21 protein-coding genes are annotated in these 24407 nt (G+C 37.1%); 10 read left to right on the top strand and 11 right to left on the bottom strand.

Going from position 1 to position 24407, the window contains the following annotated elements; all coding sequences use genetic code 11:
• Nucleotides 1-41: 41 nt before the first annotated feature.
• Complete coding sequence (locus tag F6K27_RS01440; RefSeq protein ID WP_287274727.1) at nucleotides 42-1616, bottom strand: peptide ligase PGM1-related protein; 1575 nt, start codon at nucleotides 1614-1616, stop codon at nucleotides 42-44.
• Between the two features lie 736 nt (nucleotides 1617-2352).
• Between F6K27_RS01440 and F6K27_RS01435 the strand changes: the two genes are divergently transcribed.
• From F6K27_RS01435 to F6K27_RS01415, 5 genes are all read left to right on the top strand, one after another.
• Complete coding sequence (locus F6K27_RS01435) at nucleotides 2353-2538, top strand: PCP reductase family protein (protein ID WP_124154833.1); 186 nt, start codon at nucleotides 2353-2355, stop codon at nucleotides 2536-2538.
• Nucleotides 2539-2668: 130 nt separating this feature from the next.
• Nucleotides 2669-3394: a triose-phosphate isomerase gene (tpiA, locus tag F6K27_RS01430; RefSeq protein WP_287274610.1), complete on the top strand. Its 726-nt coding sequence runs from the start codon at nucleotides 2669-2671 to the stop codon at nucleotides 3392-3394.
• A 695-nt stretch (nucleotides 3395-4089) separates the two neighbouring features.
• Nucleotides 4090-4950, top strand: a complete 861-nt coding sequence (gene folP / locus F6K27_RS01425) for a dihydropteroate synthase (RefSeq protein WP_287274608.1) — start codon at nucleotides 4090-4092, stop codon at nucleotides 4948-4950.
• Between the two features lie 175 nt (nucleotides 4951-5125).
• Nucleotides 5126-6151, top strand: coding sequence for an ABC transporter permease (locus F6K27_RS01420; RefSeq protein WP_287274607.1), 1026 nt, complete (start codon nucleotides 5126-5128; stop codon nucleotides 6149-6151).
• Nucleotides 6120-6287 (top strand): hypothetical protein, encoded by a 168-nt coding sequence (locus tag F6K27_RS01415; protein WP_161564580.1) that lies wholly within the window; start codon nucleotides 6120-6122, stop codon nucleotides 6285-6287. Before F6K27_RS01420 ends, F6K27_RS01415 begins: the two co-directional genes overlap by 32 nt.
• 360 nt (nucleotides 6288-6647) lie before the next feature.
• Here the strand turns inward: F6K27_RS01415 and F6K27_RS01410 are convergent, their stop codons facing one another.
• From F6K27_RS01410 to F6K27_RS01400, 3 genes are all read right to left on the bottom strand, one after another.
• Complete coding sequence (locus F6K27_RS01410) at nucleotides 6648-6791, bottom strand: zinc ribbon domain-containing protein (RefSeq protein WP_287284024.1); 144 nt, start codon at nucleotides 6789-6791, stop codon at nucleotides 6648-6650.
• A 398-nt stretch (nucleotides 6792-7189) separates the two neighbouring features.
• Entirely contained in the window at nucleotides 7190-8611 is a 1422-nt protein-coding gene (gnd, locus tag F6K27_RS01405) for a decarboxylating NADP(+)-dependent phosphogluconate dehydrogenase (protein ID WP_287274605.1), read from the bottom strand.
• Between the two features lie 1418 nt (nucleotides 8612-10029).
• Nucleotides 10030-10155 (bottom strand): hypothetical protein, encoded by a 126-nt coding sequence (locus F6K27_RS01400; protein WP_287274603.1) that lies wholly within the window; start codon nucleotides 10153-10155, stop codon nucleotides 10030-10032.
• Between the two features lie 17 nt (nucleotides 10156-10172).
• Here F6K27_RS01400 and F6K27_RS01395 point away from each other — a divergent pair, with 17 nt between their 5' ends.
• Nucleotides 10173-10607: a hypothetical protein gene (locus tag F6K27_RS01395; RefSeq protein ID WP_287274601.1), complete on the top strand. Its 435-nt coding sequence runs from the start codon at nucleotides 10173-10175 to the stop codon at nucleotides 10605-10607.
• A gap of 671 nt (nucleotides 10608-11278) precedes the next feature.
• Nucleotides 11279-14965 (top strand): peptidase, encoded by a 3687-nt coding sequence (locus F6K27_RS01390; RefSeq protein ID WP_287274600.1) that lies wholly within the window; start codon nucleotides 11279-11281, stop codon nucleotides 14963-14965.
• Between the two features lie 379 nt (nucleotides 14966-15344).
• On the opposite strand, the gene F6K27_RS01385 is transcribed toward F6K27_RS01390, so the two are convergent.
• From F6K27_RS01385 to F6K27_RS01375, 3 genes are all read right to left on the bottom strand, one after another.
• Nucleotides 15345-15629: a hypothetical protein gene (locus F6K27_RS01385; protein WP_287274598.1), complete on the bottom strand. Its 285-nt coding sequence runs from the start codon at nucleotides 15627-15629 to the stop codon at nucleotides 15345-15347.
• Nucleotides 15630-15662: 33 nt separating this feature from the next.
• Nucleotides 15663-16088 (bottom strand): methyltransferase, encoded by a 426-nt coding sequence (locus F6K27_RS01380; RefSeq protein WP_287274596.1) that lies wholly within the window; start codon nucleotides 16086-16088, stop codon nucleotides 15663-15665.
• A 115-nt stretch (nucleotides 16089-16203) separates the two neighbouring features.
• Entirely contained in the window at nucleotides 16204-16473 is a 270-nt protein-coding gene (locus F6K27_RS01375) for a hypothetical protein (protein ID WP_287274594.1), read from the bottom strand.
• Nucleotides 16474-16697: 224 nt separating this feature from the next.
• Here F6K27_RS01375 and F6K27_RS01370 point away from each other — a divergent pair, with 224 nt between their 5' ends.
• The 3 genes from F6K27_RS01370 (at nucleotide 16698) to F6K27_RS01360 (ending at nucleotide 21711) form a co-directional block, all read left to right on the top strand.
• Nucleotides 16698-16850, top strand: coding sequence for a hypothetical protein (locus F6K27_RS01370; RefSeq protein WP_287274593.1), 153 nt, complete (start codon nucleotides 16698-16700; stop codon nucleotides 16848-16850).
• Between the two features lie 81 nt (nucleotides 16851-16931).
• A complete protein-coding gene (locus F6K27_RS01365; protein WP_287274591.1) occupies nucleotides 16932-17993 on the top strand; it encodes an AAA-like domain-containing protein in 1062 nt (353 codons plus the stop codon).
• 94 nt (nucleotides 17994-18087) lie between these two features.
• The gene (locus F6K27_RS01360; RefSeq protein WP_287284016.1) at nucleotides 18088-21711 is read left to right on the top strand and encodes an AAA-like domain-containing protein; all 3624 of its coding nucleotides are present in this window, start codon (nucleotides 18088-18090) and stop codon (nucleotides 21709-21711) included.
• A 453-nt stretch (nucleotides 21712-22164) separates the two neighbouring features.
• On the opposite strand, the gene F6K27_RS01355 is transcribed toward F6K27_RS01360, so the two are convergent.
• The 4 genes from F6K27_RS01355 to F6K27_RS01340 all read right to left on the bottom strand — a co-directional run bounded on the left by F6K27_RS01355 (nucleotide 22165) and on the right by F6K27_RS01340 (nucleotide 24186).
• The gene (locus F6K27_RS01355; protein ID WP_287274585.1) at nucleotides 22165-23046 is read right to left on the bottom strand and encodes a DUF4351 domain-containing protein; all 882 of its coding nucleotides are present in this window, start codon (nucleotides 23044-23046) and stop codon (nucleotides 22165-22167) included.
• A 152-nt stretch (nucleotides 23047-23198) separates the two neighbouring features.
• Nucleotides 23199-23435: a hypothetical protein gene (locus F6K27_RS01350; RefSeq protein ID WP_287274584.1), complete on the bottom strand. Its 237-nt coding sequence runs from the start codon at nucleotides 23433-23435 to the stop codon at nucleotides 23199-23201.
• A 3-nt stretch (nucleotides 23436-23438) separates the two neighbouring features.
• Entirely contained in the window at nucleotides 23439-23885 is a 447-nt protein-coding gene (locus F6K27_RS01345) for an NUDIX hydrolase (RefSeq protein ID WP_287274582.1), read from the bottom strand.
• Nucleotides 23872-24186, bottom strand: coding sequence for a hypothetical protein (locus F6K27_RS01340; protein ID WP_287284013.1), 315 nt, complete (start codon nucleotides 24184-24186; stop codon nucleotides 23872-23874). Before F6K27_RS01340 ends, F6K27_RS01345 begins: the two co-directional genes overlap by 14 nt.
• Nucleotides 24187-24407: the final 221 nt, after the last annotated feature.

The following is a 24407-nucleotide window of genomic DNA, read 5'->3' as shown; positions in this document are numbered from 1 at the left end:
CCTGAGTTCTGACTCCTGACTCCTTCTTCAATAATTTTTCTCTAGAAAGAACTAAAACCGAAATGTTGAACACCAAACTTACTGGAAGTTTGACAAGAAATATCTAGGTCATTAACAACTTTTTGATAAATTTCTTCCGCTTGTTCAGGAGAATTACCAATACTGGTTAAACCTAATTTGCCAAATTGTGATAAACAACCCATCATGTGAAATACAGTTCCGGTCTCAGTACAGCTATCAAAATGTAATTGATTAAAGGCAATAATATCCATCAAATCATTAGGTAATAAACCCCGATAAGGACTTTTTTGTAAATTATCAGTAGCTTTGTAAAATTTTGCCCGTCCCTGCTGACTATAAAATAAAGCAGTAGTACGATCGTAATATCCATTTGTTAATAATTTTAATGTCATAAATGGATGAGTTGTACCACCACGACGCAAGTTAATTTCAATTGCAGATAAATCCCATTTTGGGGTAGCATTTTCACCTTGATATACAGCAATAAAATCCACACCAAATCTATCTAAAGCACCTTTTTCCGCTAAATTTTTTCCCACTTTCATACCTAATTCTTGTAACTGTAATCGGTAAGCTTCATCAGCAGGAAAACGACAACCAAGAAAAATTTGCCCATCAGGTCCACCTAAAATTTGGTCATGGGTAGAAATAATTTCAACTTTTCCTTTGGGATTAATCAGACCTTGTACGCTTGGCGAACGTTTCACATCTCCTTCTATAAAAGCTTCTGCGATCGCTCCTAACTCAAAAATACGCTGACTAAAATTTTCCCAAGTTTCATCACCAGACTGAAAGCGCAGTGTGCTAAAACTATCGCGTATTGCTGTCACCATATCACTATTCACTTCTTTGTGCAATGGTTGTAAGTCTAACAACGCATTACCTTCCCCTGAAAATCCCTCATTCAACTTAATCACAATTCGTTGTAGGTGAGGTTGACGCTCCCATAACTGCGCTGTTACTAATGCCAAATCATCAACATTCCAAACTAACTCACTCCCATCAGGATGAGGTATATTACACTCAGTAAATATCTGCCTGCTGCCACTTTTAGTCCCCCAAAAATTCAAATCTGGGTCTGATGCTAATAGAGGAATACCTAACTGTAGGGATAGCTCTCGCTCAAGTGAAGTGGAGTTATAACAAACCATGTAGGACTTATCCCGGCGCAATGCTAAACGAATACGCTCAATGAGGCGTGGACGTTCTAAAATTTTTTCTGTTAGAGGTCTTGCAGAAGTATCATAGGTGGCAAATAGGAGTAGTCGCTCGCGAGCATGGGAAAATGGGATTCCTGGTAATAGTTGTAAGTAATAGTCAATGATGCTCGGGTGCAGAGGTTCGGAAGTAATGTAAATTAGTCTAGTTCTGGGGTTACGTAGACGAATCAAAGAAAATAGATATCGTTCTTCATAATTATGACTGCCCTCTATCTTTTGCAATTCCCGTTGGTCTAGTGTCACAGAAGGAATAATCAAAATATCGGAGTCACCATGGTCACATAAATCTATACTTTCCCAGCGATCGCGTAAAGAATTTTGTAGTTCTCGAAATCTTGAGGCTTGTTTTGCTTCATAAATATGTAGTTTTGTCATCACATTTATATATTATTCTTAAGTTTTACAAGAGATTCGGTGGTATATGATCTACAAATATTAACAATAAAATGCGGGCATCTTGCCCGCCAGATGTACCTCACTGATATGAAACATACTATATATAACTATAGCAGGGAACAGACAAGCTTTTGGGGAAGACATTGAGGGTAATGGTGTCCCATGGTATGTGATCGCATTCTCATGCTCAAATTCCTCTGTACTTAGATCGCAATTTTTCTAGAGAAAGTCTGAGTAATACCAATTTCATCAATGTTTGCTACAAATAGCTAGGGTATTTCTTAGGAGTCAGGTAGGGGAGCTGTCGGATTGGCGACGTACAGAATGAATGACTTCAATACCAGTTTTGAGCTAGTAAATTCTCTTTTTTCTCAAAGGGACATTTTCTTTAAAGTATTTAGATCGCACTTATTATTAGTAACATTCTTTTTTTAAATTGGTATAATAAGGCAGGAGAAAGGTACCAAATTGGAAGTCGGGAATAGAGATTAATATGGAACTGTACCTCACCATCTTAAAAAGTGCTGTAAATTTTATATTTCCAGTTCCCTAAAATTTTCCTAATAGTTAGTTTGGAATTTCTGAGAATACAAAGTTAAGTTAAAATGGACTAATAAAAATAATAAAGTAATATGAGTTCTAATCTAAGAGAACTTTCCTTAATTAGCTAGAGATTTTCATCCCTGGCAGATAAACCTATGCTGGAAGATTTAATATGACTGATTCTAATTTTAATCACGAATTACAATGGACGCCAGAAGCTCAAATTAAATTAAAAAACATTCCCTATTTTGTTCGAGCTCAGGCAAGAAAGCGAATTGAAGATTTGGCCAGAGAAGCAGAGCAAGAAGTCGTCACAGCAGAAATAGTTGAGCAAGCTCGATTAGAATTTGGCCAGTAGGATAACACCATCCCAATCAACACAATTGTGATGAGGAAAACAATTATTCTTTGAAGTCTAGAAAAAGGACTCATAAAGCCTTAGACTGGAGTGTTGCAGATAGTCAAGTTTGAGGTCTACAAAATCAACAGTGAGAAAAATTATAATTGCTGGGAACTGGAAAATGTACAAAACCCAAGCAGAAGCTAAAGAGTTTCTCCAGGGTTTGATGTCTCAACTCACAGAAATCCCTGAAAAACCTGAAGTAGTTCTCTGCACTCCCTTTACTGCACTAGATTTTATGTCAAAAAATTTGCATGGGAGTCGGATAAAGTTGGGTGCCCAAAATGTTCATTGGGAAGAGGAGGGAGCGTATACAGGAGAAATTTCTGGCCCAATGCTGAAGGAAATTGGAGTTAGTTATGTAATTGTTGGCCACAGTGAGCGTCGTCAACATTTTGGTGAAACTGACGAAACAGTTAATTTGCGCTTAAAAGCTGCTCAGAGGAATGGTTTAACCCCTATTCTCTGTGTGGGAGAATCTAAGGAGCAAAGAGCTGCTCATGAAACAGAATCACATATCTTTTCTCAGTTGGCCACAGATTTAATTGATGTGGATCAGGAAAATCTAGTAATTGCTTATGAACCTATCTGGGCAATTGGTACTGGCGATACTTGTGAAGCTACAGAAGCTAACCGTGTTATTGGTTTAATTCGTAGTAAGTTAACTAATTCTAATGTCACTATTCAATATGGTGGATCTGTTAAACCTAATAATGTTGATGAAATTATGGCTCAACCAGAAATTGATGGTGCTTTAGTTGGGGGAGCAAGTTTAATGCCAGATAGTTTTTCTCGTCTAATTAATTATAAATAATTTCAGGATTATTGATGATTAATTAGACTTCTTTGAGAAATTAAAAAAGGGAGGAAAAAAGAGTATGTTACAGCAAAATAGAAATATAAATTTACTAATTTCCTAAACAATTTGCACTATAACATAACTATAAATTGGTGTTCAATAATTTAGAATTAAGAATTAATAATTTAGAATTACCTCTTCTTTTCAAGGAGAGGATTGGGTTAAAAGGAATTTTTTTCTTTTTCTCCATGAATGGAGAGGCTTTATACCTTGATTTTTCTGTAATAATTATGGAGAATAAAGCCTCACTATCATGTATAGATTTGGTTTAATTCTTCGACCTAGTTTTTGTTCTACTAACAGTTATAGTTGACAATTTTTTTCTTCCCTTTTGCTTAAATTATCCTAAAATAAATTCTCATAAATCATCTAAACTGTTAGTGGGTTAATTAGGGCTTGCTGATTAAATATCAAAGCATTGAATGATATTGGTTTCAGCCTTTTTTTGCCTTTAAAAAGTGCAAGCTTTTCGGTATAAAGAGCTGCAACAAAGCTAGTATTTTGGGATGATTATGGCAGAAAAATCACTCTTACAATTTTTACGACTACCTCCTCTATGATTTCCATTTATCCTGTCTCCTGTCTCCTGTCTCCTACCCCTACCACTCATACTTTATTCAGCAAACCTTAATTATTAAACATCATCAAATATGCACAATTACTATCAAAATTTTGTTTGGGGAAAACGTACCTATATTATGGGCATTTTGAATGTAACGCCAGATAGTTTTAGTGATGGTGGTGATTTTAATACATTAGAAACATCTTTAAAACAAGCAAAAAAAATGGTAGAATCTGGTGCTGATATGATTGATATTGGCGGTCAATCTACTCGACCAGGGGCTGAAGTTGTTTCTCTGGAGGAGGAAATTAATCGGGTTCTACCAATAATTAAGTTATTAAGAAATCAGCAAAATATTTGTGCTGAAATTCCTATTTCTGTTGATACAACTAGAGCAGTAGTTGCACAAAAAGCTGTGGAAGTTGGTGCTAATTTAATTAATGATATTTCTGGGGGAACTTATGACTCAGATATGTTTTCAGTGGTGGCTGGTCTCAAAGTGCCGATTGTATTAATGCACATTAAGGGTACGCCAAAAACAATGCAAAAATTGACAGATTATCAAGATTTAATTGGGGAAATATATCAATTTTTAGAGAGTCGAATAGAGGCTGCTATAACAGCGGGAATTGAAAGGGATAAAATTATTATTGACCCTGGTATTGGTTTTGCTAAAAATTACGAACAAAATTTAGAAATTATCCGCAATTTATCAAGGTTTAAAAGTTTAAATTGTCCGATTTTAGTAGGATTATCTCGTAAAAGTTTTATTGGTAAAATTTTAAATCAACCTGATGCTAAACAAAGAGTTTGGGGAACTGCTGCAGGTTGTGTGGCGGCGATCGCTGAGTCTGTAGATATTTTACGAGTTCACGATGTTAAAGAAATGTCTGAAGTTTGTCGAGTTGCAGATGTTATTTTTAGGAAGGAAGAAGAAGGGTTAAAATAATTCAGGAGTCAGGAAGAATAAGAGTAGAAATTATTTTTTTATCTTGGGTTTATACCCCACCCTCTACACGGTGTTGAATTGGTTGGGGTTTGAGTTCCCATCCATTTTTTTCTTCCTTCTTCCTTCTTACTTCTTCCTTCTTCCTTCTTCCTTCTTCCTTCTTTAACTTGAAATAATGTCTCGCTCTAAAGCCCTATATTCTTATATATTAATACGTTTGCTATTAGCCCCACTTATGTTATGGACTATTAGTACATTAGTTTTCTTGTTATTAAGAGCAACACCGGGAGACCCTGTAGATGCTATTCTTGGACCAAAAGTATCAAAAGCAACAAAAGAAGCTCTAAGAGTAGAACTTGGTTTAGATGGCTCACTACTGGAACAGTATCTTAATTATCTAGGAAAATTACTCAGTTTTGACCTTGGTACATCAATGACCACTCGCGGGGAGTCAGTCTGGCAAATTATTCAAAATTATTTTCCTGCCACTGTAGAATTAGCAGTATTTAGTATGGCGATCGCTCTAATTGTTGGTATTACTGTGGGTTCTATTGCAGCTTCTCACCCTGATACCAAGTTAGATATTGGTGGGCGTTTATTTGGAATTATTACTTATGCAGTTCCACCTTTCTGGGCTGGCATGATTTTACAATTAATTTTTGCAGTACAGTTAAAATGGTTTCCTTTAGGTACTCGTTTTCCTATTACTGAAAATCCACCTCCAAGTATTACAGGTTTATACACAGTTGATAGTATTTTTAGTGGTAATATAAGTCATTTTTTCACCTCTATATATTATTTAGCTTTGCCGAGTTTAACGTTAGGAATTTTGCTCAGTGGTATTTTTGAAAGAATAGTCAGAATTAATCTCAAACGAACATTAAAATCTGATTATGTAGAAGCTGCTAGAGCAAGAGGCGTTCCTGAATTAAGAATACTATTTGCTCATGCTTTCAAAAATGCCATGATTCCAGTAATTACAATTTTAGGATTGACTTTTGCTGCTTTATTAGGAGGAGCAATATTAACCGAAGTAACTTTTTCTTGGCCTGGTTTAGCGAATAGATTATATGAAGCAATTAGTTCGCGAGATTATCCTACAGTACAGGGAATTGTTGTATTTTTTGCCGGAATTGTTGTGGTAGTTAGTATTTTTATTGATATTTTAAATGCTTATATCGATCCGAGAATTAGGTACTAATACCAAGCGCGATAAATGTTTGCTACAAATAACTAAGCTATTTATTAGGAGTCAGGAGTCAGGAGTCAGGAGTCAGGAGGGAAGAAAGAAGAAGGAAGAGGAAGAACTAGAGTTGAAGGAGAAAGTTTTTTTATAACTAATTATCCGGACATGATATAACTCCCTTTGAACTTTTCTTTCCCTTCTACCTTCTGCTTTCTGCCTTCTGCTTTCCCTCCTCCAAAGTGCAGAAAAATCCCAAATTGACAATTTTTACTCCTACCTCCTCGCTGATTCCCATTTCTCCTGTCTCCTGTCTCCTGTCTCCTACCCTCACCCATAAGACTTTCCATAAGCAAACCCAAAACGCTGTCTAAAATTGGCTATTGATTTTGCTGGAAGTATAGCAATGAGCGCTGGCATCTTTACATATTACATAAATATTGATAATGTAACATAAAAGTAACTGTATGAGCTGTATTTTTCATAAATTAGGCGATCGCTAAAGGTTAAAGTTTTAAGGATGCGTNTCATACGTTCTCAGGCTTAACGGCATATCTTGGACGTGACCACACCTGCAACAAGTCTTTGATGATGGAAAAAATCTATCTACTACTACTAACTCTGAACAGTACCATTGGCATTTATATTCTAGCTCCATCGACACTGCCACGATACTAAGACTTTCATTGATAGAAGTTATGGCACAAAATCTGACTGTACATAGTGTCAAGCCCAAACCACTGTTTGATATTCCAAAGAATTATCGTTGGATAGAAGATATGTTGGTGGTGAGGTAGACTTGGCAAGTCCCGTTTCATTGAGGAGCGGAGTGAAGAGAAATTTTCACGCTCCGTTTTGGAGAGCAACGCCTCTGGTGAGGGAGTCGTTGACTTTAATCTATAACTCAGCACTTCTGATACAGAAAATAGGATTATTATCAACACAGGGGGAGAACATCACCTCACACGAAACTGCGATTCGTTTACTTGCGAGTTGAAGAATCCCGCGTTGTCCCGTAAGGGCAACGTCGGGAGTATGTCAAACAGACAGAAAGAATTACTTACTAGGCCACTCAGTGTGGAAGAATTCACCACGAGGTTTATCAGTACGCTCATAAGTGTGAGCACCGAAATAATCCCGTTGAGCCTGAGTCAAGTTTTGAGGTAAAGTTGCTCGACGATAACTATCAAAATAATCCAGAGAAGCACTAAAGGCAGGAACAGGTAATCCTAAATTAGCAGCAGTGGCAACAACTTCCCTCCAAGCATCTTGGCGATCTAGAATAGTCTGCTTAAACTCTGGTGCTAACAATAAATTAGGTAGACCAGGATTTTCATCAAAAGCTTTCTTAATTTTATTCAAAAATCCAGCCCGAATAATACAACCACCTTTCCAAATTCGCGCCGACTCACCCAAATTCAGATTGTAATTAAATTCCTTGGATGCGGCAGCCAACAATGCCATACCTTGAGCATAAGAACAAATCTTAGAACAATACAAAGCATCCCGAACCTTGTCGATCATAACTTTGGCATCGCCTTCATACTTACCAGTCGGACCTGTTAATTCTTTAGAAGCTGCTACACGCTCATCCTTAATACCAGACATAATCCGAGCATTAACAGCAGCGGTAATAGTTGGAACAGCAACACCCAACTCTAAAGCATTAATTACCGTCCATCTACCTGTACCTTTTTGTCCGGCAGAGTCAATAATCATATCAACTAGATGATTGCTAGTTTCAGTATCTTTCTTGGTAAAGATGTCGGCGGTAATTTCAATTAAGAAAGATTCCAACTCAGGAGTTTTATTCCACTCAGCAAAAATTTCATGGAGTTGTTCGTTACTAATACCAACAGCATTTTTGAGTAAGTCATAAGCTTCAGCAATTAACTGCATATCGCCGTACTCAATGCCGTTGTGTACCATTTTTACATAATGACCAGCACCACCAGGACCGATGTAAGTGACACAAGGACCATCATCAACTTGAGCTGCTATTTTAGTTAAAATTGCTTCTAACTCTTTGTAGGAAGCCTCTGTACCGCCTGGCATTAAACTAGGTCCCCATAAAGCTCCTTCTTCACCACCACTAACTCCCATCCCCATGAAACCTAGTCCGGTGGATTCTAAATCTTTAGTGCGACGTTCTGTGTCTTCGTAGAGGGAGTTACCACCGTCGATAATCATATCATCTTTGTCTAGGAGAGGTTTTAGTTGTTCGATGACTTTATCAACTGGTCCTCCTGCTTTTACCATAACTAGGATTCTGCGGGGTCTTTCTAGAGATTGGACAAAATCTTCTAGAGTGTAAGCAGCATGGACGTTTTTACCTTGTGCCCGCTCTGCCATAAATTTCTCGGTTTTATCGCTACTGCGATTGTATACGGAGATGGGAAATCCATTGCGTTCTACGTTGAGAGCTAGGTTTTCTCCCATTACAGCTAGACCGATAACACCAAATTTTTGCTGTCCCATAATCTTTTGACTTCCCTGAGTTTCTCTACTAAATTTTAAGTACAGTTTTTAGATTACAGGTGTTTTTTTTTGACTTTTTCTAGTAAAGGTTTTTTTTAAGATTTCAAGTATAGCTTGATACAAAAAAACGTATTTAATACAAATTAATAATTCTGTATCAATCAATTCAGTGTTATAGATAATTTGCTTCAATAGTTTAAAGTTTAACTAAACGTAAAATTATAATCTATATTATTATCAGGGAATTATTTTTTTTTATTTTGTCTTAATTATAAAGTGAAGTTCATAATTACTATATTTAGAAGGCTCCCAATATTATCTTTGATTTACTGTAGAATAAACTGTGCATAATATATAACTCTATAACCTCCCGTAATTATATAAGAAATTAATATTTTTTCTAGCACACTAAAGGAGAGAAACTTAGTAACGCTAGCAGTATATTTGGGAAATAAATCAATAAAATATTGTTCATAATTGATGACCAATTAAAAGTAAATCAAAATCATAATTTGTACAAAGTGTTAAATGAAATGAAGCTAAATAATCAATTAATTATAAACATTTATCTAAACTATTAGATAGATGGAGAATAAAAGTATCAAGTGTAATAAATTAAAAAAGCTTTGTGTTTTACTAGAAAAAAGATGTTAATTTTCTTTGGGCAAAAAAGATAAACTATTAAGGAAGGCAAGCTACCTTTTGGGAAAGGTTCACCGATGGCTGATAGATTACACTAATCAATACAAGAATTGTAGACTGAATCCACTAGGCAAAAAACCAGTAGACCCCGCGACGACTAAAGTATTAAAGGAACCCGCACCAAGAGAGATTATTAAAAACTCAATAAATTCACTGAATAATTAATATTTTTAGGTTTTAAGACTCTCCTTTTGAGAAAAAAAATCATTCTTATATTTTTTTAGTCAATCCTCTTTTTTGAAGAAAAGGTAATTATTTAAAAGTTTAGTAGGGTATAAAATTATTAGTAAGGTATAAAATTAAAGGCTATTAACTTTTCCCAGAAAGTATGAAACTACGATTCCTGTTCCCTATGCGAAGCTCCAGTGCTTCCTTTTTGCCAGATAATTTTACACAACTGCCCCGAGTGCTATATTTATTTGTATTCAGGGCAGCCAAAAATTAGTATAGTTAGAGTTGTCAGATATGCTGATGGTTATTATTGTTAGTTTTGAGTAAATTGTATAGAAAAAAATCTAATAATTTTGAAATTTAGGAAATTAAACTCTCCTTTCTCATAGCAAATATAGCGATCGCCATTACTGTATTTGACATATCAAAAGTTTAAAACTCAGACAACGTCAGATTTTTCCTTCTTCCTTCTGCTATATTAAAAATTTTGCTACATTTAGCTAGCGGTCAAAGTAGGCAAACAGCCCTTTGCCCCTACAGTCGGACTAAGGAAATACAGAAGAACTTAATTCCGAAGTAATAATACGTTCTCCATCACTTTGGAGTAAAACGTGAAAGATGTTTGTTTTGAGAGTCGAATTAAACATAGTATTAGTATTGATAATTGGCATAATTCAAGAGGTAATTTATGGATGAATTAAAGTATCTTGCTAATTGGGTAAAAGAGCAACACGCTCAGGAATATATTTTGACTTGGTTATTGAATCAGCCCGGACTTTGGTGGTCTGATGGAGAAGCGTATCAGGCTGCTTTACAAAAATCTGGAAAATTATTGAGGGAGTATGTTCAAAAAAATCAAAGTGGAGATTTATTTCAAGGAATTGCTGAAAAAATTGTAGATGATGAAAGTTGGAATGAAGTGGCAGAGTCTCTGGCAAAAATTATTTCTGTTTATCAACAGGAGTTAGTAAGATTACAAGATTTTACTCGGCACCAACACAACCAAAATTTTTTAAAAAAAAATCTAAATAGTGATGATTTATCTGTTGAAGACAATGAAGACATGGAAGTACAAGAAGCTTTGCCCGATCCGTTTGCAGATGCTTTAACTGGTCAGGGTTAACAAAGTCAGAAGTCAAAAGTTAACCCACCCCTAACCCCTCCTGGGAGGGGAAGTAGGGAATTTGAGCCTTCCTCCAAACACATTTCGCCTTATACCAATTTCATGAAATATTGCTACAGTGCTTTTGTCTACTGGTCGGAATTTAGAGATTAATACTGTAATGACCTTTTTTGAATTTGGTATTAAAGGGGGGGAGGGTTAACAAAGTCAGAAGTCAAAAGTTAACCCACCCCTAACCCCTCCCAGGAGGGGAAGTAGGGAATTTGAGCCTCCCTCCAACTAATTTCATAAAATATTGCTACAGTGGTTTTCTCTGCTGGTCGGAATTTAGAGATTAATACTGTAACGGCCTTTTTTGAATTTGGTATTAAAAGGCGGGGTTTTATATCATGTCTCTTTAAATAACCACTTCGGACCATATCCGGATAAGAGCGCGATATAACTCTGTTCCGCGCTCCGCGTTAACGCGCGTTGTGCGCCAGCAAACGAAAAAATTTTCTCTTTTTCCTCCTCTTATTTCTTGCTGCCCTCCTGACTCCTGAGGACTGACTCCTCACAACAGTTATGTATAAGTATTCAAACCGAACATGATATAACATAGTTTCTATCCCATAAAACATTCCCTTATAGGAGAACCCCGGAGTTCTACCTATTTTTGTGAAATTAAAACCATGACAGGAAAAGCTTTCGACCAATTCTGGCACCTCATATCAGGTGCATCAACCCTAAACCCAGAAGTTTATAACCAAATTAATAGTTTGCCCCAAGGCATTCAGGTAGCATTAACTGTAGTCTTAATTGCTGGTTTAGCACAAGCGATCGCTCAATGTGTTGTACTATTCATTAACAAGGTTAAACGATTACGCTTTGTTCTCAGTCTGGGAATTTCAGCGATTATATTTGTCTTTAGTTTTGGGTTTTGGGCAATCAGTCTTTGGTTAGTCAGTCACCTCATCTTTAATATCAACTTAGAATTACTGACAGTTATCCGTACTCTGGGGTTGAGTTATGCACCCCAGATGTTAAGCTTTCTCATTGGATTACCATATTTTGGCATTCCTATCAGTGTTCTACTGACTCTGTGGAGTTTACTGGCAGAAATAAGAGCAATACAAGAAATCACACAACTGAATATTTGGGCAGCATTTGCTTGTAATATTTTAGGATGGATTGTACATCAGGTATCACAACGCACCATTGGTCCTCCTATTACTGCTTTTGGTAGATGGCTATTAAATCTTGCTGCTGGAACTGAGTTAGTAACAGATAAACAAGAACTAAAAGAAATTGTCATGGCAGGAAACCAATCTAGTTCCTTCCAGATTAGCACCGACCTATTACCCCAAAAAACAGATAAACAGCAAAAGCAAAAAATTAAACCTATCATCAAATATATAGTTGTAGGAATTATTGCTTTTTCCATCGTTATCCTTTTATCACCCCTATCTCAAAACTTTTTCACCATTTGGTACACTGCCCTGAATGACACCTTTAAACTAACCATTAACTTAATATATATAAGTCTAATTGCACTTTTCTGTTCAATAATTTTCACTCCCCTAGAATCGTTAACCTGGTGGGCAGGATGGTATGAACCACCAACTCTCAGATATTCAGGTAGTTTAGTCGAAGAAGTACCAGACCGCCAAAATGCTTCTATTTATGTCTTATACTTGGATGGCATCAACCAAGGTTCCTACCAATACCTACCCATAGTTGAAAATTTTCTCGATCGCCTAGCTAATGCTACACCACCAGATGTAGTAATTATCAAAGGTATTATGCCCTACTCTGCCACAAACCGTTCTCTAACAACAGACCGACCTTTAGCATTTTTGTGGAACATCCTTGATTCTATTGCTCAGAGAAATCCTAATAACCCTATCGCTGGTATTATTAATCTTCGTAATGTTGCAGCGGTTGCTGTTGCAGCAGACCCTCGTTACAGTCTGATTCAAAATCAAGGATTAGCACAAGTGTTATTTGATAGTCTCCTCTATTTTGGTTATCCTCTCGGTAGTCAAAAACCGATCGCTCTGATTGGTTACAGTGGAGGCGGTCAAATGTCTATGGGGGCGGTGCCTTTTCTCAAGCAAGCTACAGGGGCACCCATTGAGGCGATTTCTTTGGCGGGGGTAATCAGTGGCAATACTGGAGCAATGGTAGTAGAACGTCTGTATCACCTAGTGGGAGAAAAGGATAGTGTAGAACGATTAGGTCCGATAATGTTTCCTGGAAGATGGCCGATTATGTTCTTATCTAATTGGAATCATGCTAAACGTCGGGGGAAAATTAGTTTTATTTCTCTGGGTCCGGTTGCTCATAACGATGAAATTGGTCCGATGGGAACAGCTATGCTTCCAGATGGTCGTACTCACTTACAGCAAACACTGGATATTATTTCTGGAATTTTAACCAAAAATTGGGTAGCAACAGGGTTAAATCCTGAAGATTTTAGAACTGTTAGTAATTATGAACTCTACAAGCAGTCTTTATGTAATCATCCTAGTTATTATCCTTTAATTCAATCTGTTGATTCGCAACTCTATCAACCTATTAGTAAATGGGTAGGACGTTTAATTTTACCGACTGCTGAGGAAAGGGAGGAGGTTAAAGGTGTATTGTTGGAACTGCTGATGACAGATTCAGAAAATAAACACCGCGTCGGACAGGTTGTGAATTTACGTTGGGGTGATGACTCTCATTTACAAACTTATGTTCAACTTGTTACTACAGATGTTAATTTTGTCGATCGCGTAAGGGTGAGTAAGACAGAGGGAAATATTCATCCAGAGCGGATTGATAATTGGCAAAATGTCGATCCTCTAGAATCTTTAGCAGGTGCTAGACCGGAAGACGATCTGATTGTGGCTTTACCGGAACCTGTAGTAGTTGAAAATACTGGTATAGGTCGCCTCAGTTTATATATTAGTCGCGAACCAATTCAAATTTCTGGTTGTTTTTATGGGTTGGTGAAAATTATCCAGTTTGTAGGAGAAGACTTATTTCGAGTGCGTCACTATAATTCCAACTCTCAGGAATTTGATGGTGTTGAAGAAATTATTTATATTCCTTCTGTCATTGTTGACCGCAATGGTATTTCACCTTCTCAGAACCAAGGTTTAGAAAATTCTCCTGTAAATGGAAAGGGTTGGTATATTTATGGAGCGAAGAATGCTCAGGGTAAATTTGTCGTACAAGCGATCGCTCCTCGTGCTTTATTTTCTGTTAAACCCCAGAAAATAATCTCTGGAAAAAAAGCCACATTAGACTACATCAATTATAAATATTGGCAAAACCAGGTTGCTCCGAAAGGAGACATTGCAAATATTTTGCTCAACCCTACAGAAAAACAACAGAGTGAAATTTCCCAAACCGGAGTCTGGGAAGAAGGCGAACAAGCTCTATTCATGCACGTCTATGGAGGTATTGGTGGCAAAAAACCAGAATTTTCCCCCTTGGGAATATTTTTCGGTCATTTTGCTTTTGGAATAACAAAGGTAGTACGGGAACCTTTAGCAAATGAACTCCAGTTAAATCTAGAATATCGGCAAATCTATACTCATAACTGTGATGGTATTGTTGCTGGTACTATATCTTGGATGAAATATATGGGCGATCGGCAATGGGGATGGTTAGGAACGCGTCCTACTTCAGAAATTATCATTAAGTTTAAACCCATGACCGAAGATTATGATTTTAACGGTATCAAATTTTCTCCACTCAGTTCTATAGTGCAAGAACTTGATGTCATGGCAGCTCGTTATCGGACTGGGGATGGTACTGGTGCAACTGCTGTTAGTCCCATAAACTCCTGCGTGCAAGATTCAAGTCAAGCACTGTATACAGCTTTAAACCGGATGGTAGCTCAGTTAAAATTAAATCCTTTAATTATGAAATGGCTCAGAGAACATCCTGATGATGAGCAAACTCAGCGTTTTACACAATTAGTCAATCTAGTGAAAGCTTTGGAAAATCACTTAACACCCTTGGGAAAAGCACGAGCAGACTGGCGTTCGGAAGCAACAACTTTAGGGGGGTTTCCTGTAGAGACTCCTCTAAAAACTTTATGGCAAGTTGTAGGGAGTTGGCGATCGCTCCTACCTCGGTTTACTAACGACCAACTAGCGATGATTTTTCTCCAGTTTGGTGCTTCCTTGTGGGTGTTGCGTACTAATCAAGTAGGTGGTTATGACCCAAATATTGAAGCGATCGTGCCTACTGATTTTGTGTTTTTTGCGCCAAGGGTAGATTTCAGTTATCAGTTATCAGTTATCAGTTATCAGTTATCAGCGAATCCGCCAAGCCAAGAAATAAATTTCTTGGCTCAAAGCAGAAGTCATCTAAAAGATGACTAAAGATAGCTAATATCATATTCCGATAATCAGTTATAGCGCTGTGCGCAGGCAACAGGCAATAGGCAACAGGAGAATAAAAAGCTTATAGTCTAAGACTTTTAGCTATTGGACACATTCTGTAATTTGTAAATATGCCAGCGCACATTGCTATATATCAAATCCGGTTAAACAGTCGTCATTGCGACGCTAGGAAGCAATCTCCGCGCACCCTTGAGATTGCTTTCCTTACGGAATGCTACACAAACCTTCCACGGAGTGACCGTCGCAATGACTTGGATATAGTAATTATCCGGATTTTATATTATAAAAAAACTTCTGGCCTTGAACCTTTCTTTCCCTCCTGCCTTCTTCCTTCTTCCTTCTTCCCTCTTCCTTCCATTTAAGCTTCTGGTTTAATTCCGCCAAATAAGGCTATTTCAAACAATTTCAGAAAACAATCAACATGAATAAAACCTATCTTTCTTAACCAATCACATTGAGTTTCTACAGGAGCAAGAATATTTGCTTCTTTATCTGGGCGACTATAATACTGTTGATTAATTTCTTCCCTAGATTGATTTTTATTGCCTTGATTTTGATGAAAAGCATAGAGAGAATCAACAAATAGTTCATCAAATAATTGCTCAATTAATTTAGATGGGGAGGCAACGTGTTCCAAATTCAAAAATAATCCTCCTGGCTTTAATAATTGGTAAATTTATTGATATATTTCTTGTTTTCTGATGTCTGGTTGATGATGAATAGAAAATCCTGAGACGACTACATCAAATGGTGCTTTTTCCTGAAGTTTATTTACCCATTCTGGCAAACCATAATCTTCATTGATAAATTCTAAATTAGCTTGATAATCATCGGCAACTTTACTTTTTGCAGCTTCAATCATTGATTCTGAAAAGTCTAAAAATACTCCTTGAGAATTAGGGTATTGACTGAGAATTGCTTGACCTAAAATACCATCACCACAACCTAAATCTAAAAAGTTATTTACTTGAGGTCTAGTCGTCTGAATAATTCTCAGAATAATTTCAATTTGTTCAGTAGCTAAAGGAATAGCACTCCTGACGCCAGAAAGATATTTTTGTGCAAGGTCTGCTTTTGTCCAGACTTGATAGTTTTGATTCATTTTTCAGAATTGTGAGTATTTTGTCATAAATGTCTTATGTAATTTTAGTAGGGTGGATAAAGATTTGCCCACCCTACCTGTAGTTTATTCTAATCTTCTTCTTTAAATTAGGTTACTATTTATCACGTCTTTCATTAGTATATTTTGTCATTTTTAGACCTACAATGACAAGTTTTGATGCAATTTCACTTGCTGTTACTGCTGTTGTTTCAGAGATTTTTCCTGACATAAAAAATCCTAAAATTGTTATTATAATAATTGCACTAATTCTAGTTAAGTTTAGAGCAAGATTAAAGCTTAATTTTTCTTGGCGTAGGTGTTCTTGAATTACGGGTTTTTCCGTTGTGGTAGAGGTGGAGTTTTGATTATTATTAAATGTAGTCATCGTTGAAATTTATTAATTTCTTTGTTGTCTTCTATATTTACATTTTATAATTAGGCTAACAATGGGAAAATGTAAGGAAATAATTGACATATAAAATACGGAAAATTTATGCAGTTTCACAAAAATGTATGGAAAAGTATGGAAAAGTATGGATTTATATGTTTTGGATAGTAAATCAATTTATATGATAGGATTGGTAAAAAGTCTAGATTTCTAAACTATCCATGAACTTAGAAGTTGAATTTACTTATGAAATAGCAGAAAAACTTGCAGATAAAGCTGTATTTGAAAAGACAGGAAAATACCTCAGTGATGTTGAAAAAATAATTATTAAAGGTGCTTGGAATGGCGATAAATATCATGAAATTGCAAAATAATATAATTATAGCACAGATACTCTGAGAGGGGATTATGGCAAAAAGTTATGGGATAAACTTTCAGAAGCATTAGGAGAGGAGGTGCGTAAGAAAAATTTTCGAGAGGCTTTGAAGCGGAAATGGCAGAAACAAGAATTATCAGAAATCAGCAGTTATTCTGAAGGAAAAAAAGAAATTTATATTGAGCGACAACCCATTGAATCTATTTGTTATGAAAAAATCTTAGAACCGGGGGCTTTAATACCAATTAAAGCACCTTGCAAAATGGGCAAAACTTTGCTTTTAAACCAAATTGTTAACTATACTAAGCAAAAAAATTATTATACTGTTAGATTAGATTTCCTAAAATTGCCAAAAGAAAAGTTTAAAGACCTGGATATATTTATGCGGTGTTTCTGTGCTTATATCCAAAAGCACCTGCCAGATAATTTACCGAGAATAACCGAAAATTGGAATGATGTCACAGGTAACACTATCAGCGCTACAAATTATTTAGAAGCAGTTATGGAAAATTTGGAAAATCCTCTACTTTTAGCATTAGATAATGTTGATAAATTGTTTGATTACCCAGATATTTATCAAGATTTTTTACCTCTATTACGAAGTTGGCATGAAGAGGCAAATACTATTGATGTTTGGGAAAAATTACGTTTAATTGTAGTTCATTCCACAGAAGATTATGGACGCTTAGACTTGAATAAATCTCCGTTTAATGTCGAAGCTTTAATAGAGTTAAGAGATTTTAATCAAGAGGAAATTAAAAATTGGGCACAACAAATTCGACTTAATTTAACTAACGATGAAATTAAGTCTTTAATGGAAAATGTCGGGGGTCATCCTTATTTAATCAAACTGGCATTTGATAAATTGGTACGTCAAGAAGTTACCTTAAAAAAATTGTTAGAGGATGCTACTACTGATGCTGGAATTTATGAAAGACATTTGCGCCGACATTTGAATACACTAAATGAAAATCCAGAGCTAAAAGCTGCTTTTAAACAAGTAGTTAATTCTAAGGTATCAGTGCAAATTGATTCTATTCAATCCCATAAATTATATAGTATGGGATTAATTACTAGAGAAGGAAACAAAGTAATGCCTCGGTATCGTTTGTATCATATATACTTCCAGGAACGTCTATAAAATCTAAGCATTCAGCAGTCATCTATCAGCTATTTATTTATAAGAAGAGGTAATTCTAAATTCTAAATTCTAAATTCTAAATTCTTGAAATTATATGTTGTCACCTACTAACTATTATAAAGTCGGTGGAAGTTTAAAATATACACACCCCACCTACGTCAAACGAGAAGGCGATCGCTTGCTAATTGATGCTTTAAGAAATAGGGATTTTTGTTATGTGCTGAACTCACGACAAATGGGTAAATCTAGTTTACGGGTTCGGGCAATGAAACAGCTTGAAAAGGAAGGGCTAAAATGTGCGTCTATAGATGTTACAAAAATTGGTAGTCATGTCACTCAAGATGCTTGGTATGAAGGATTTGCTTCTGAGTTATTACGAGGATTTCGTTTGAGAGAAAAGGTAAAATTAAATCATTGGTGGCAGGAACATAGTGCTGCAACTCCGGTACAACGTTTGAGAGAGTTCATTGAGGATGTATTGTTGGTAGAATTCTCGCAAACTCTAGTAATATTTGTTGATGAAATTGACAGTATGATTAAGCTAAAGTTTAAGGATGATTTTTTTGCTTTTATCCGTGCTTGTTATAATCAGCGTGTTGATAATCGAGATTACGAACGTCTGACATTTTGTCTGTTGGGAGTAGCTACAGTATCAGATTTAATTCAAGATAGAGAACGTACTCCTTTTAATATTGGTAAATCTATTGATTTAACGGGATTTAGTTTAGATGAAGCAAAAGAGGTTTTAATTCCTGGTCTAAAAAATAGGGTAGAAAATCCAGAACAGGTATTAGCTGAAGTTTTAAAATGGACTGGTGGACAACCTTTTTTAACTCAAAAGTTGTGCCAAATAATTGTTAAAAATAATCATAGCTGTACTCCCGATGTGGGAGAGTTGGTTAGGACTTATATTATTAATAATTGGGAATCTCACGATAACCCAGAACATTTACGGACAATTCGCGATCGCCTTTTAGTTAATGAAAAACGGGCAAGTCGGTTGTTGGGGTTGTATCAGCAGGTTTTAAATTCGATCCCCCTTCCGTCCCCCTTGAAAAGGGGGAGACCAGAAGATATCCCCCTTCCGTCCCCTTTAGAAAGAGGGAAACCAGAAGAACAAGAAAAACCCCCCCTTAACAAGGGGGGGTTGGGGGGGATCTTAGCAAATGACAATCCTGAACAAATGGAACTCCGCCTCACAGGTTTGGTTGTCAAACGTCAAGGCCAGTTGCAGGTTACTAATCATATATATCAACAAGTGTTTAATCCCCAGTGGGTAGAGCAAGAGTTGGCAAAGTTACGCCCCTACTCTGACGCATTTACCGCTTGGAAGGAGTCGGGATATCAAGATGAGTCACGACTGCTGCGGGGTCAAGCCTTGGATGATGCTTTGGTGTGGTCGAAGGGTAAAAGTTTGAGCGATCGCGACTATAAGTTTTTATCTGCTTCTCAGTCGGCAGAAAAAAAGGCAATGATAGAGGCAAACAAAATATTAGATGAGGCGAAACGGAAAGTAGAAAGGCGACTGAAGTTTAGTTTTGCTGTCTTGGCACTATCGTTTATAACAGCGGCTATAGCTGGAGTGAGGACTATTCAGGCAAATCTTAGGGTTGCCGAAACTGAAGCAATGCGTAAAAATTTTACGTCTAAACTATTGTTTGAATCTGGTCAAGATTTTGAGGCGCTGCTCCAAGCTTTAAGAGCAGTGAAACAACTACCACGCCCTAACCTAATATTCCAACTTCAGGATGACAGCAAAATGCAAATAACAGATTTTCTCAGGCAACTTATATATGAATATCGAATCTACCTAGAGCGTAACCGTTTGACTGAGCATGAGGATGATGTCTCAGTAGTAGTATTCAGCCCCGATGGGGAGACTATTGCAACTGCTAGTTCTGATAATTCTACTCCTTTAAGGGATAAAACGGTGGTGAAATTGTGGGGGCGCGATGGTAAGTTGCTGCAAACTTTGACTGGGCATCAGGGTTATGTCTCAATAGCATTCAGCCCCGATGGGGAGACTATTGCAACTGCTAGTTCTGATAATTCTACTCCTTTAAGGGATAAAACGGTGGTGAAATTGTGGGGGCGCGATGGTAAGTTGCTGCAAACTTTGACTGGGCATCAGGGTGGTGCCTCGGCAATAGCATTCAGCCCCGATGGGGAGACTATTGCAACTGCTAGTTCGGCGGATAAAACGGTGAAATTGTGGGGGCGCGATGGTAAGTTGCTGCAAACTTTGACTGGGCATCAGGGTGGTGTCTCGGCAATAGCATTCAGCCCCGATGGGGAGACTATTGCAACTGCTAGTTCGGCGGATAAAACGGTGAAATTGTGGGGGCATGATGGTAAGTTGCTGCAAACTTTGACTGGGCATCAGGGTGGTGTCTCGGCAGTAGCATTCAGCCCCGATGGAGAGATTATTGCAACTGCTAGTTTGGATAAAACGGTGAAATTGTGGGGGCATGATGGTAAGTTGCTGCAAACTTTGACTGGGCATCAGGGTGGTGTCTCGGCAATAGAATTCAGCCCCGATGGGGAGACTATTGCAACTGCTAGTTCGGCGGATAAAACGGTGAAATTGTGGGGGCATGATGGTAAGTTGCTGCAAACTTTGACTGGGCATCAGGGTGGTGTCTCGGCAGTAGCATTCAGCCCCGATGGGGAGATTATTGCAACTGCTAGTTTAGATAAAACGGTGAAATTGTGGGGGCATGATGGTAAGTTGCTGCAAACTTTGACTGGGCATCAGGGTGGTGTCTTAGCAGTAGTATTCAGTTCCGATGGGGAGACTATTGCAACTGCTAGTTTGGATAAAACGGTGAAACTGTGGGGGCGCTATAGTCAGTTGCTGCAAACTTTGACTGGGCATCAGGGTGGTGTCTTAGCAGTAGTATTCAGTTCCGATGGGGAGACTATTGCAACTGCTAGTTTGGATAAAACGGTGAAACTGTGGGGGCGCTATAGTCAGTTGCTGCAAACTTTGACTGGGCACCATGGTGGTGTCTTAGCAGTAGTATTCAGTTCCGATGGGGAGACTATTGCAACTGCTAGTTTGGATAAAACGGTGAAACTGTGGGGGCGCGATGGTAAGTTGCTGCAAACTTTGACTGGGCATCATGGTTATGTCTGGGCAATAGCATTCAGCCCCGATGGGGAGACTATTGCAACTGCTAGTTCGGATAAAACGGTGAAATTGTGGGGGCATGATGGTAAGTTGCTGCAAACTTTGACTGGGCATCAGGGTGGTGTCTCGGCAGTAGCATTCAGCCCCAATGGGGAAAATATTGTAATTACAAGTTGGGATAAAACTGTGAAATTGTGGGGGCGCGATGGTAAGTTGCTGCAAACTTTGACTGGGCATCAGGGTAGTGTCTCGGCAGTAGCATTCAGCCCCAATGGGGAAACTATTGTAACTGCAAGTTCGGATAAAACGGTGAAATTGTGGGGGCGCGATGGTAAGTTGCTGCAAACTTTGACTGGGCATCAGGGTTATGTCTGGGAAGTAGCATTCAGCCCCGATGGGGAGACTATTGCAACTGCAAGTTCGGATAAAACTGTGAAATTGTGGAATAGCTGGAAGTTCGATCGCCTCCATGAGTGGGCTTGCAACTGGATGCGCGACTACCTAGAAAATAACCCTGATGTTAGTGAAAGCGATAAGCATTTGTGTGATGGTGTTGGTGACGGGAAGTCAGAAGTCAAAAGTAAGTAGAGACAAGTTTAACCAAAACTCTTGAGAAATTAGCCATTTATTCTTCAAAACCACCCCTACCAGCTTTTGAATTCTGAGATTTACTTAACCAATTCATCAAATCATCTATAGAAGTAAAATTGAACTGAGCATCTACAAGTTCATCCTACTCAGAAATAGATAAACTCCAAATTTTAGCTTCCATTTCTTCAGAAATAATTCCCAAACTATGAGTCAGAAAACGGATAATTATTTTAGCTATTCCCTGTTTTAAACCCCATTCAAAACCTCTTTAAAAACCCCGCTCAAAACCTCTTTGGAAACCTCGTTCAAAACTTGTCTGGAAAATATCCTGATAAATTACAGATTCTTTCATTTGTTACCATTCTATTCAAGTAAAAAAGGAATTTGAATCAGAATATTAAATTCTCCAGTCATCAAATTCCTCAAAATTCAGATTGACAAAACTACTAATTAATTCTCAGATTCATTTAACCAATTAACCAAATCATCCATAGAAGTAAAATTCAATTGGGCGATCGCTAACTCATTCAACTGAGAAATAGATAAACTCCGAATTTTAGCTTCTATTTCCTCAGAAATATCTCCGAATCTGTGAGTTATTAATGTGATAATAATTTCAGCTTCTCCCTGTTGTTTACCTCTGTTTAAACCTGTTTGTAAACCACGTTGTTCGCCACGTTGTTCACCAATTTTTTCTCCTTTCTGAAGAATATCCTGATAAATTACAGACTCTTTCATTATTTCCTCCCTCAAAAGTTGACGAATTAAATTTTTATCAAACCTTAAACCCCCTAGTATTTCCGCAGCAGCAGAAATATTTCTTTGTCGATCTGGCTCTTCTATTTTACCAATTCTATCTGCTACTTGTGACAATAAAGCTGTCGGACTTTCGCTACGAGTTAAAGTTGCTAATGGTAATAAAGCATTATCAGCAAGAAAAGGTGCCGACTCCTCCTCCCAAAGTCTAATGACTCGATAAGAATGCCGAGTATTTTGCCTTTCAAATTTATTTTCAAAAGCCAATTCTGAATCAATCTCTTTTAACAAAATAACCACTTGCTCAATATCACACCAATATTTCCCATAAAGCAACGTCCAATATTTGAGCATTCTATAGGGAATAGGTGGATTAGAGTAAGGGAAAGTTTGAAATTCTAGATGCAAGATTTTATTGTCAATTTGTAGCAAAATCAAAGCATCAGAACGAATAGGTTCAGGAATAATTTCTGTTTTTATTACCTGTACATTAGTAGGGTTAATTCCCAGTAACCAACGGACAAAATTTGGGGCATAAGTTTCTGCTAAATATTTACAAGTATTATCGTAAGCCAAAATAATTTCAGTTATCAGTTATTAGTTATCAGTTATCAGTTCTTTGACTTGAAATCTTACAGCAGATTTCGGACAAATGAGGTACAAATTTGGATAGTAAAATTATTGTAGTGCGGGCATCTTGCCCGCGATAGGTGTACCTCTTAAAGAAGTCAGAAGTCAGAAGTCAACCCACCCCTAACCCCTCCCAACCCACCCCTCGCCCCTCCCCCTCCCAGGAGGGGAGGGGAAGTAGGAGATTTGAGCAAGGTTCCAAAAATATTTCGCCTTAAAAGGCGGGATTTTAGACCCATATTATTTTGATAAATAATTTCTGTTTTAATTACTCCCAGATTAGTAGGGTTAATTCCCAGTAACCAGCAGACAAAATTATCTAGAATAATTTCCAAGTTTCAATCAATTAAAGTATCATATTTATCGATAAAATCTAAGAGAATTTTTTGATGAAATTCACCAAGCGATCGCTCCATTCCAGCATTCTCAGAATAAGCTTTACCTGCCTTAATTTCTGCTGGAGTTAATAACCCCATATCCCAACCTTCTCCCAAAACCAAATCTTTTAATTCCACAGTTAAAGGAGCATGAAATACATGACGAACAACTTTAACATCATAGTAAACACCAAATTCGGAAACTGTCTCAGGAATATAACTTATTTCTTCTGCTAATTCTCGTTTCAGAGCCACTTCTGCTGTTTCTCCAGGTTCGATATGACCTCCAAAAAAAGCCCAAACACCAGGATAAAAAATAGTCGGAATATTATCCCGGAGTTGCATCAGAAATTTTCCTTCTCGGTAAAGAATAGCGATCGCTACATGAGGTAAATTATTGTTGTTCATTTTCTTCTTGATTTTGATTTTCAACTTCTACTCGTTCTATTTCTTCTACATAGAAATCTCCCACATCCTGGTTACCTAATTCAGGAACCACAATACTTTGATAACTTATTCTCCCTTTAATTGTTATTTCCGTTCCCACCTCTGGTAATTCTGCTTTAGTAAATATCCAAATACTGCCAGTATCATCTGTTAATTCATAAGCACCAGTTTCTAAGAAAGGAGCTTTACTTTCTACAGTTCCTTTCAAATATACTTGGCGATCGATTTTACCCTTTGTTTGAATTTTGCTAATTCGACTCACATTTAGATTTAATTTAATCGCTGTTTCTGTAATTTTTCCGCAACTAATTAAACTTGTTACTAACAGCAGAATTAGAATAGTTTTGAATTTATTAAAAAATGGATTTAAGCAGAAATAACTAATAAACAGAAAGCTAAATGGAAACTTCTGCAATATCCTTAATAAATTCATTCTCAATATATTTTTATCAAAATAATTGGGTCTAAAACCCCGCCTTTTAA

The organism is Okeania sp. SIO2F5 (assembly GCF_010692685.1).
Lineage (GTDB): Bacteria > Cyanobacteriota > Cyanobacteriia > Cyanobacteriales > Microcoleaceae > Okeania > Okeania hirsuta.
The sequence above is the reverse complement of the archived record's forward strand: the minus strand, read 5'-3'. Positions and strand labels throughout refer to the sequence as shown.